At 37.4% G+C, this 10885-nt stretch carries 8 protein-coding genes; 4 read left to right on the top strand and 4 right to left on the bottom strand.

Features of this window, described 5'->3' with window-relative positions; translation table 11 throughout:
• Nucleotides 1-430 precede the first annotated feature (430 nt).
• Nucleotides 431-2599 carry a YccS family putative transporter gene (gene yccS, locus A9G31_RS08970; RefSeq protein ID WP_218056435.1) on the top strand — a complete coding sequence of 723 codons (2169 nt, stop codon included), beginning with the start codon at nucleotides 431-433 and terminating at the stop codon, nucleotides 2597-2599.
• Between the two features lie 93 nt (nucleotides 2600-2692).
• Here the strand turns inward: yccS and nfo are convergent, their stop codons facing one another.
• Both nfo and yejK read right to left on the bottom strand, forming a co-directional pair.
• Nucleotides 2693-3538 (bottom strand): deoxyribonuclease IV, encoded by an 846-nt coding sequence (gene nfo, locus A9G31_RS08965; RefSeq protein WP_065561352.1) that lies wholly within the window; start codon nucleotides 3536-3538, stop codon nucleotides 2693-2695.
• Nucleotides 3539-3580: 42 nt separating this feature from the next.
• Nucleotides 3581-4585, bottom strand: a complete 1005-nt coding sequence (gene yejK / locus A9G31_RS08960; RefSeq protein ID WP_065561351.1) for a nucleoid-associated protein YejK — start codon at nucleotides 4583-4585, stop codon at nucleotides 3581-3583.
• Between the two features lie 403 nt (nucleotides 4586-4988).
• Here yejK and A9G31_RS08955 point away from each other — a divergent pair, with 403 nt between their 5' ends.
• Nucleotides 4989-6368, top strand: coding sequence for an MATE family efflux transporter (locus A9G31_RS08955; RefSeq protein ID WP_065561350.1), 1380 nt, complete (start codon nucleotides 4989-4991; stop codon nucleotides 6366-6368).
• Between the two features lie 118 nt (nucleotides 6369-6486).
• Here A9G31_RS08955 and A9G31_RS08950 read toward each other — a convergent pair whose 3' ends face one another.
• Entirely contained in the window at nucleotides 6487-7353 is an 867-nt protein-coding gene (locus A9G31_RS08950) for a YicC/YloC family endoribonuclease (protein ID WP_065561349.1), read from the bottom strand.
• Between the two features lie 161 nt (nucleotides 7354-7514).
• On the opposite strand from A9G31_RS08950, the gene rph reads away from it, so the two are divergent.
• The gene (rph, locus tag A9G31_RS08945) at nucleotides 7515-8231 is read left to right on the top strand and encodes a ribonuclease PH (RefSeq protein ID WP_065561348.1); all 717 of its coding nucleotides are present in this window, start codon (nucleotides 7515-7517) and stop codon (nucleotides 8229-8231) included.
• Between the two features lie 13 nt (nucleotides 8232-8244).
• Nucleotides 8245-8892, top strand: a complete 648-nt coding sequence (pyrE, locus tag A9G31_RS08940; protein ID WP_065561347.1) for an orotate phosphoribosyltransferase — start codon at nucleotides 8245-8247, stop codon at nucleotides 8890-8892.
• A gap of 786 nt (nucleotides 8893-9678) precedes the next feature.
• Here the strand turns inward: pyrE and A9G31_RS11865 are convergent.
• Nucleotides 9679-10885: hypothetical protein (locus A9G31_RS11865; protein WP_065561346.1), on the bottom strand; the 1207-nt coding region annotated here is incomplete at its 5' end.

The raw sequence follows: 10885 nt of genomic DNA, 5'->3' as shown, positions 1-10885 counted from the left end.
TAGGTTTGGCATGCCAGATGCCAGATGCCAACCATGGTAATGCATTTTTATTTCCTTGTCAAGTAATTTCTTGTTTTTTATGAACTTTTATATCCGTTCCTTGAATTTTGAGCGATTCCTTGCCTGTATAAGCTCAAAAATTATAACTTGATGATGAATAATGCGCCACTTTTTTTGTTGGTTTATTGTAAAGATTTGTTAGCGGGTTAAGTGCGTTGCTTTGGTTTTTTTTGGGGAGTGGCGTTTTTTACGTGGGTAGAGGTTGGATGGTTTTTGGGACTGGTGGAGTAGGTGCTTTTTAAAGGCCTAAAATCGATCCGATAGACCATTGATTTTATTGAAGTTTTTTGATTTTCTTTTTCTTAAAAATAAACAACTTTTTTGCGCTCTTTCCCTAATTGATGCAATATAGTATTCTAGTAGCTATTATTTGAACATACACCAAACCCAATACACCGTGCACACATTTATTTTGTCTTTACGTAAAGTCTTTTACAGCAGTAATCTTCTTTTTAGTCTTCGGATGTTAATTAGTTTAACTGGTTCGACTTTGGTTCCGTGGTATTTTGGGTATACTTCGCTAGTTATTCCTCTTACGCTTGGTGTTGTGGCAGCAGGCTTGACCGAAATCGATACTCGTCTATTAAGCCGTTGTATTAATTTAATTCTTACATTGATTTGTTTTACTATTGCCACTTTTTCAGTCGAGTTGTTATTTGATTATCCTGCATTTTTTATTATTGGTTTGGTTTCTTCAACATTTATTTTTACCATGCTTGGTTCGCTTGGGCAACGTTACGGTGTGATTGCGTTTGGATCACTTTTAATTGCTGCCTATACTATGCTTGGGCATAATTTGTTTATCGATAATTACACCTTACCCTGTTTTTTGCTGTTAGGTGCGCTTTGGTATAATGTTGTTTCGTTAATTGAATCGATCATCCAACCCATTCGCACAACCCAACAATCGCTTTCACAGTGTTTTATTGATTTAGCACAATATCTTGACGCTAAGGCAGCGATGTTTGATCCCGATGAGTCTGACGGGTTTAAAAAACAAACTTTGCAATTAAACAATAGTAATAATCAACTCATTAGTGCTTTTAATAATACAAAACGTTCACTATTTAATCGTTTAAAAAGCTATCGTGGACAAGCTTATATTAGAAAGTTACTAAGCTATTATTTTGTCGCGCAAGATATTCATGAACGAGCAAGTTCAGCGCATGGACATTATCAAGCGCTTAGTGTGCATTTTAAACATAGTGATATTTTATTTAGATTTGCTCGTATTTTAAATTTGCAAGCGAAAGCTTGTGCGCAATTGGCAATGACAATTAAGTTAAATCAAACTTATCAACATGATCCGCTGTTTTCACGTTATTTTTCGTATCTTGAAGAAGCTATTAATCAATATCATGCTAGTCATAAAAGCGATATGCTGATGATTAAAGCGCTTAGGAGTTTACATCAGAATTTGCTTTCTATCGATCTATTACTTGCTAATATTGATACCGAGCAACATTTGCCAAAAGCAGAAGAAGATAATCAGTTAATCGATGAAGAACTAACCAGTTTTTATGCTATTTTTGCCAAGATTAGAAATAATTTAACCATAAAATCAGCACTATTTCGTCATGCAATTCGCATGTGTGTGGTATTTTTTGTTGGTTATATGGTGATTCATTTTTCTGATTTGCAACATGGATATTGGATTATTTTAACCAGTTTGTTTGTGTGCCAACCTAACTATTCAACTACAAAATATCGGTTAAAATTACGGGTAATCGGTACCATTCTAGGGATTATTGTGGGTGTTCCGTTGACGTTTTTATTTCCAAGTGTTCCTGAGCAGTTGGTGTTGATTATTATCACTGGTTGGCTGTTTTTTCTATTTAAGAATTCACAATATGCTTATGCTACTGCGTTTATTACGTTATTGGTGTTTTTTAGTTTCAGTCTAATTGGCGAAAGTAGTATTGAAGTTGCGGTCGCGCGCATTATTGCAACATTAATTGGTTGTTTTATTGCATGGTTTGCTGTGAGCTTTATTTGGCCTGACTGGAAGTTTAGAAATCTACCAAAATTAGTGGATCGTGTTTGCCATGACGATAGCCATTACTTAGCATTAATTGGTCGTCAGTATTTGACTGGTAAAACTAATGATGTTATGTATCGTTTAGCTAGGCGTGCGGCGCATGATAGTAATGCAGATTTGTCGTCATTAATTAGTTTGATGACTAAAGAGCCGCATATGAATCCAGTTGTTATCGATCAGGGATTTCGTTTGTTAACACTTAATCATACGTTGATTAGCTATCTTTCGACTTTAGGTGCGCATCGCGATAAACCTCTTTCAAAACAAACTTTCGATCTATTTGATGATTTGTCGGTCTATATTATTAATCTATTAAGCATTAAAAAGATCGACGGTGAATACCAAGCTATTAAAAAATCCGTCACCGATTATATCGAAACTATTTCGGCTGTTTCAATTGATGATGATAAAACGAATAATGATCTGTTAGTTATGCAACAATTGGCTTTGATTTTGGATATTTTGCCGGAAATAATTGAACTTGCAGCGCAATTGGAATAATGAAACATATTTAAACATTTATGCAATGTTTAACCTAATTTGTGGGTAAACATTACCCACTTTGTTTATAGCCAAATAAAAAATATAATAATTTTATGCATTTACCTGTTCCTTTAACCAGCTTATTTCTTGTGCCCAAATATCGGGATCAATGGTTTCTAAGATAAGAGGAATTTCGTCAATTCTTGGATCTTGCATAATATATTTAAATGCTACTTCACCAATATTGCCTTTGCCTAAACTGTGATGGCGATCGACATGACTAGCAAATTCACTTTTAGCATCATTTAAGTGCATGCCTCGTAAGTATTGAAAACCGACGATTTTTTCGAACTCAGCAAAAGTTTCTTGGCAAGCTTGTTCGGTACGTAAATCGTAACCAGCGGCAAAAGCGTGGCAAGTGTCAATGCAAACTCCAACTCGGCTTTTGTCTTCGACTTGGCCAATGATTTGCGCAAGATGTTCAAATTTATAGCCTAAGTTAGAGCCTTGTCCTGCCGTATTTTCGATAACAGCAACCACATTTTGTGTTTTGTCGAGCGTAATGTTAATCGATTCGGCAATGCGTGCTAGGCATTCATCAACCGATATTTGTTTTAGATCGCTTCCGGGGTGAAAATTGAGTAATGTTAATCCTAATTGTTCACAACGTTGCATTTCGTCTAAAAAAGCAGTGCGTGATTTTTCAAGCTGTTCACTATCGGGGTGTCCTAAATTAATAAGGTAACTATCGTGTGGCAAAATTTGTTTGCTGGTAAAACCATATTTTTCGCAGCGTTTTTTAAAGCTGTCGATGGTGGCTGTTTCAAGCGGTTTGGCGTGCCATTGTCGTTGATTTTTGGTAAATAACGCAAATGCGGTTGCGCCAATTTGATAGGCATTTATCGGGGCGTTATCTACCCCACCTGCTGCACTTACATGTGCACCAATGTATTTCATTTTTTGTCCTAATAACGTTGTTAGTTTATGATTAGCGGATAATTAGTTCGAGCCGCTATTGCGTTGTAGCTGATCACGCAAATTAGGCGGTACACCTTTAATAACCAGTGAGTCAGTCTGTGGATCCCATTTTATACGTTCACCTAACAAATTTGAATCGAAGCTTAAGGTTAATCCGCCACCGCTGCCCGAGAATTTTTTAAGTTGGCGCAATGCACTACGATCAACGGGGAATGTGTCTTCTAAGTCATATTCGCTGTTTTTAATAAATTCGATAAAGTTGTTATCGTCACTTGTTGGTAGTTCGTTGGCTAGATTTTTTAGTTCAATTTCTTCACCAGCTTGTAATTGAGCTTGGCAGTAATTGTAGACGCTTTCACGTGCGTTGGTTTTGTCTTGTTTGTCAAATTGCATTTCTTGGCAGTAATCATCTACCGCTTTAACCAGTGTTTTGTTTTGTGCTTTCGCATCTAATCCTTCATTAGCACCTAGGTAGTCCATAAAAAAGTCAGATACTTTTCGTCCTACTCGACCTTTTAAGAAAGTTAGGTATCGTTTTGAGTCGGCTTGGGTTTCCCATTCGGTCATGTCTATACGGGCAATAATATCGGCATGGTCAATATCTAGATATTGCGTTTCGCTAATATCTAAGTCCTCATTAACTAACATACTTAAACAACTATTTAACACCGCAATAATTAAGTATTCAACCGCCAAATAACGATATTGGCAAAACACTACCGTTCCTCCTTCTGCAAAAGGATATTTGGCAAGTTCGTTGCGTAGTTGTTTGGTGGATTCTTGGCTAAAATGTAAGAAATCTTGATTGCCTAGCCGTAGTTCTTTTAGTGATTGTTCAAATAAGCTTTCGCTATTAAATAATCCATAGGCTTTGCTTTTGTTATTATAGATACGGTTGATATCTTCAATTAGATTAACAACCGCTTGCTCGTTGTCGAGCATTGAGTCACGAAGTTGTAGTTCAATTTCGGTGTCGCTTTTTCTAATTAATTTATGCAGTATGATCTTTTCTATTTGTACGCTCATTGGTGAGGTTCCTATTGGATCGCTATAATCATTAAGGTCATTATTTTATCAAAGCGCTGAAAAAGTGCTATTAACAATTTGCCAGTCTGTTAAACTAACACTGTTAAATTGCATAATATTTATACTTAAACGTATAGTTATCGGAGACTTTTTGACAAGTTTTAACTATACGTAAGGTAAGCGCAGTCGAGATAGCAAGGTTTAGATAATCGCTATCAGTTATAATCATTAAAATTAAGAAATAAGTAAAAATCGAAAACTGAATTTATTATTTTGCTAATATACCTAACAAGCAACTTGGGGTTATCATTATTAATATGAATAATGATTATACTAATTTATACTAAAACGTATAGTTACCGGAAACTTTTTTACAATATTTATCAGCGGAAAATTAAAAGCAATGGCTCACTCTATTGATGTTTATAATGATTTTAAAAATAAAAAAATCAGTGCACTATTTTGGCAATATGCGTTACCTGCCATTATTGGGACAATTGTTAACACTCTTTATAATATTATTGATGGCATTTTTATTGGCCATTGGATCGGACGCGAGGCGTTAAGTGCTGCTGGTCTTATTTTACCTGTGATGAATTTAGCAGCGGCAATTGGTATGTTGGTTGGGATTGGTTCGGCCAGTCGGATTTCGATTTTTTTAGGCCGTGGCGATAACGATAAAGCCGAAAAAGTCGCCGGCACATCGTTTATGCTAACTGCGGTGCTGAGTGGTTTTACGTTGTCGATGTTGCTTATTTTTATTGATCCCGTGTTGCGATTTGTCGGTTCTAGCCCTGTTAACCATGTTTATGCCAGAGAATTTTTACAGATTTTTTTACCCGGTAGTATCTTTTTAACCTTGACTTTTAACTACAATAATATGATGCGCGCAAGTGGTTATCCATTTAAGGCAATGGTCACTATGTTTGTTAGTGTGATTGCTAATATTATTTTAGCGCCAATTTTCATTATTGGTTTAGGCTGGGGGATGCGTGGAGCTGCAATGGCAACAACGTTGTCGATGATGATTAGCTTTGTGTTTGTTATGCAACATTTTTTAAATAAGAATAGTAATATTAAGCTTTATCGTCGTAATTTTAAGTTGGACTTTTCAATTGCAAAATCGGTTATATCAATCGGTTTATCGCCTTTTTCAATGCAAATGGCGGCATCAATCGTTGTAGTGTTTATTAACTGGCAACTTAATCGTTATGCTCCACTTGCTAATGTTTCGGGCGATGATTCAATTGCTGCTTTTTCTAATGCTAACCGGCTTATTACTTTAGTGATTATGATTGTCATTGGTATCAACCAAGGTATGCAACCTATTATTGGTTATAATTATGGTGCTAAAAATTATGATCGCGTTAAAAAGACTTTCTTTTATGCTGTGAAAGTAGCAACGGTTGTAACTTCGCTCGGTTTTGTGTTAGGATTTTTTATTCCAGATATGTTGGTGCGAGCTTTTAGTTCCGAGGAAGATTTAGTGCAACTTTCGGCTATTGCATTACGATTTACTACACTCTCTTTTATTTTTGTTGGCTTTCAAATGGTTACCACTAGCTTTTTCCAATGTATTGGTATGGCAAAAATTTCGATTTTATTAAGTCTTTCAAGGCAAATTTTGATTTTGTTACCAGCACTTTATATTTTACCATTATTTTTGGGTTTTGATGGTGTTTGGGCTGCAGCGCCAACGGCCGATCTGTTATCAACAGGTACAGCTTGCCTTGTGCTTTATTGGTATTTTAAATCACTCAAAGCAAGAAATTATTGTAATTAACACAGCTTTTAAACTGATCAATTAAATAAAAAGATAATGATAATTCCAATATAAATGCAAAGAAAATTACATTTATATTGGAAGAATATACTAATAAGCAAGTGTTAACATAATAAAATTACTCAATATTTTGTACTTGCTCACGAATTTGTTCTATAAGTACCTTCAATTCAATTGCACTGGCTGTCACTTCAGCATTAATTGATTTAGAGGCAATAGTGTTAGTTTCTCGATTAAACTCTTGCATCATAAAATCTAATCTACGACCTATCGCTTCGTTTTTCTTTAAGATCGAATAAGTTTCTTTAACATGTGTCATTAGACGATCAAGCTCTTCTGCAACATCAATTCGCTGGGCAACCATCACTATTTCTTGCTCTAGGCGAGAATGATCCAGTTCAATATTAGCTTCAGCCAATTTACTTTTTAAACGTTCTTTTTGCCATTCAAGTATTTGCGGCATCCAATTACGAATCTTATCCACTTCTACGGTAATGGCTTCTAAACGTTTAGCTATTAAATCACTAAGCGCTTTACCTTCACGTTCTCGAACAGCTTTAAACTCGTCGATAGCTGTATCAAGTAACGCTAAGATTTCTTGTGATATGCTGTCAAGATTTTGTTCTTTTGCCGACAATACGCCTGGCCAACGAAGTACATCAATTGGGTTAACTTGTCCTGATTGATGCTCTGTTTGAACCCAATTAGCGGCATTTAAAATTTGCTTAGCAAGATCTTTATTTAACGAAAGTTCTTGATTTTGCGCTGCAGGATCTAATTCAAAGCGTAAATTACATTCGACTTTACCACGAGTTAGACGATTACGGAGTCGTTCACGTATCATCGGTTCAAGTGAACGAAACTGTTCTGGTAGACGGATATAGGTTTCTAAATAACGTTGATTAACTGATCGGAGTTCCCATGAGGCGGTTCCCCACGATTGATTTAACTCCTTTCTGGCATAGGCGGTCATACTGGAAATCATAATTGCTTCCTAAATTTATAAAAAACTTGCTGGGCATTGTACCACATATTCTGTATAATATGCTCTTAGCTTAGGCTAAACATCAACCTTATCTTGTTGATGTCCCCCTAAATAATTAGCTCAAAAAAGATATTTTTTAATTGTAACATCTGGAGAATTGCATGCGCCCGTCAGGTCGATCTGCGGAACAAGTCCGCCCTATCAAAATAACCCGTCATTATACTAAGCATGCAGAAGGTTCTGTATTAGTTGAGTTTGGTGAAACTAAAGTACTTTGCAATGCCACTATTGATGAAGGTGTGCCACGTTTTTTAAAGGGTCAAAACCAAGGTTGGGTAACTGCTGAGTATGGAATGCTACCTCGTGCAACCCATTCACGAACTCAACGCGAAGCGGCTAAAGGTAAGCAAACCGGCCGCACTATGGAGATTCAACGCCTTATTGCTCGTTCACTACGTGCAATGATCGACCTTAATTTATTAGGTGAATATACTATCACGTTAGATTGCGATGTTATTCAAGCAGATGGTGGTACCCGAACTGCGTCAATTACTGGTGCTTGTGTAGCACTAAATGATGCAATCAACAAAATGGTTGCAGATGGTAAAATTAAGCAAAATCCAATTAAATCATTAGTTGCTGCTGTTTCTGTCGGTATTGTCGATGGCCAAGCAGTGTGTGACTTAGAATACATAGAAGATTCAAACGCTGAAACCGATATGAATGTTGTTATGACTGACGATGGTCGTATGATTGAAGTGCAAGGCACTGCTGAAGGCGAACCTTTTAGTCATGACGAATTATTAAAACTGTTAGAGCTAGCAAAAAATGGCATCAAAACTATTATTGATGCACAAAAACAGGCCTTAAAAGATTAATTGGAGAGGATCGATGAAATCATATAAAAGTGAATTTATTGAATTTGCATTAAATAGGCAAGCATTAAAGTTTGGTGAATTCACCTTAAAATCGGGACGCAAAAGTCCCTATTTCTTTAATGCAGGATTATTTAATACAGGTAAAGATCTGGCTTTATTAGGTCGTTTTTATGCAGCCGCACTAATGGATGCTAATTTAGAGTACGATGTCATTTTTGGTCCAGCCTATAAAGGTATCCCTATTGTTTCATCAACCGTTGTTGCACTATCTGAATATCATAATGTTGACATTCCTTACTGCTTTAACCGTAAAGAAGCAAAAGATCATGGCGAAGGCGGTAATTTAGTAGGTAGTTCGATCTATCAACAACGCGTTATGTTGGTCGATGATGTTATTACTGCCGGAACTGCTATTCGTGAATCGATGAAAATATTAGCAGATAACCAATCTAAACTTGCTGGCGTACTGATTTGTCTAGATCGTCAAGAAAAAGGTCGTGGTGAACTGTCAGCAATTCAAGAAATTAAACAAACTTATCATTGCAATGTAATTTCAATTATTACGCTTGATGATTTAATCCAGTACCTCTATAAAGATCCAGCTCGAAAAGATCAAGTAACGCAAGTTGAAGCTTATCGGTCTGAATTTGGGATAAAGTAATAACAATTTACTTTTCATCTTATAAACATTAAAGCATCGAAAGATGCTTTTTATTTTCATATATTATCTAGATAATTTTTTATTATCAGTAAGATAAATTCCACAATAAAGTAATTGCTTTGCTCTGTTGTCGGCGCATTCTGACGCCGGAATAAAACAGATAGCATGGCTGATTTTTTTGATTGTTTTGTTCAATAAAGACGCTGCATAAAAAACTTTTAATAAAATCAATAGTCTACCGGAGCGTTTTTTGTGGTTTTTGCAGTGTTTTTTATAAAAAAGTGACTCATAAAAGCCACTTAAGGTTATGTTGTCTGTCTTGTTACGGCGTTAGACAAATTTGTCTGGAACAAATTTGAACATCTGAGCACAGCGAAGATAGCCTCGTAGAGGCGAGTATCAGGATGATACGAGTAATTGCGAAGAATAGCCGTAGACCACATTCTGTAGCCAAAGCGTGGGATTGCAAAGGGAATTCGCTTTAATTCCCTTTGCTCGGACGTTGTCATGATAGCTATTTTGTTCACCAAAGGTCAAAACGTCCGAAACCTTGCCGTACTACAAACAGACCAAGAATTTAAACCGCCACAGCGTAATCCACAAAGACTGCCATCGACACTTTCAGCGTCGGCGGCGGGGCGGCGCTATTGTGGCTTTGCCACAACGGCGCAAACCCTAAGGGAAACGCCCCAACTTACGCAGGGGAGTTATTCTTTGTTAGATTGTCCTCTCAGGCACCATATAACCACCCCCGCGCCCTAAGGATTAAGAACTCAACGCTAAAAACTAAGGTGCGGTGCAAACAGCAGAATAGCCGTTGCTGGCACTGTAGCTGAAGACGTTGCCGCCGTTCGAGTCGACAGAGAAGCCAGAGCTACCTGTAGCGCCACTAGTCCAATAGTAGTAGTTGACGAAGCCCACATCAGCATAGTTGTACATGTTGCCCCACTCCGTGAAAAAACCAGCTCCTATGTGACGCATGTAATTATTAAGTGATGAACGAGGTGCTGCGCCATCTATGCCATTTACACATGGAAACCGAGTATTATCTACACCACACTTCGCATTGGTTAAATCACTTACCCGTGACATTCGATAACCCAAACTATTACACCATACTATTTGATTAGAACCGGGTTCATATTCACCACCCCGATGGACGAACCACTGCCTCAATACAAACCCATAACGAACCTCATGACCTCTACCATCACTACCCACCAACTCAAAGGTCTGTGGCAAAGATGGCACGGTAATTTGAAAAGGATTAGAATTACTCCACTGGCTTCTTGCCTCTGGACCATGCAACGTTACCCGTGTTATCTTGGATTTATTCCTAATCCAATCATCAGCTCGGACAGTATTTCCCCTTGGGTCTCTGAATGTCCCTGTTAGCGGACTTGTCCATCTCACCGTTGCTCCTAGACTACCACTTGTATTAACTGTCCAACGCAACTGACTTGCGTCAATACCACCTATGTCCAAATCAAAATACAAACCATCTGCTCCTGTAGTAGGAAAGTTTTTGTCGTAAGATGATGGGTTTGTTGACTGAACTAAAAAGCCCTTAGTAGGACTCCATATGTTAGATGGACCAGCGAAGTTGCTTCCGCCAACAGTAAGATTCGGCCTAACCGAACAAATAACCGGCCGTGACGGCAAAGTGATATAATAATCCACTGTTCCTCCACTAAATGTACTACTATTGGGGACACCATACTGCGTAACTAAATTCCCCCCAGTACTACTTAAGGTTACCTTATAAGGCGCTTTACATAGATTTAATGTATCACCACGACTAACCGTAGTGCCATCTTTATCCTTTATTGCTAACGATATACTCCCTGATGCCGTTACTCCCCCTGCCCCCTGTCCATCTCCATCATCATCTCCCCACTTCCCTTGGGTAATTAAATCATTGAGACTTATGCTATCTGAATCCAACGGCAATACCATATGAATATCATTAAATGTTATTCCAGCAGAAACCATT

It is taken from the genome of Gilliamella sp. Gris1-4 (assembly GCF_001690335.1).
Taxonomy (GTDB): Bacteria; Pseudomonadota; Gammaproteobacteria; order Enterobacterales; family Orbaceae; genus Gilliamella; species Gilliamella apicola_P.
Note: the sequence above shows the minus strand (reverse complement) of the source record. Positions and strands in the feature narration are given on the sequence as shown.

Coding starts and splice junctions, on each gene's coding strand:
- nfo (WP_065561352.1), bottom strand. CDS start 3,538: ATGAAATACATTGGTGCACATGTAAGTGCAGCAGGTGGGGTAGATAAC.
- yejK (WP_065561351.1), bottom strand. CDS start 4,585: ATGAGCGTACAAATAGAAAAGATCATACTGCATAAATTAATTAGAAAA.
- A9G31_RS08955 (WP_065561350.1), top strand. CDS start 4,989: ATGGCTCACTCTATTGATGTTTATAATGATTTTAAAAATAAAAAAATC.
- A9G31_RS08950 (WP_065561349.1), bottom strand. CDS start 7,353: ATGATTTCCAGTATGACCGCCTATGCCAGAAAGGAGTTAAATCAATCG.
- rph (WP_065561348.1), top strand. CDS start 7,515: ATGCGCCCGTCAGGTCGATCTGCGGAACAAGTCCGCCCTATCAAAATA.
- pyrE (WP_065561347.1), top strand. CDS start 8,245: ATGAAATCATATAAAAGTGAATTTATTGAATTTGCATTAAATAGGCAA.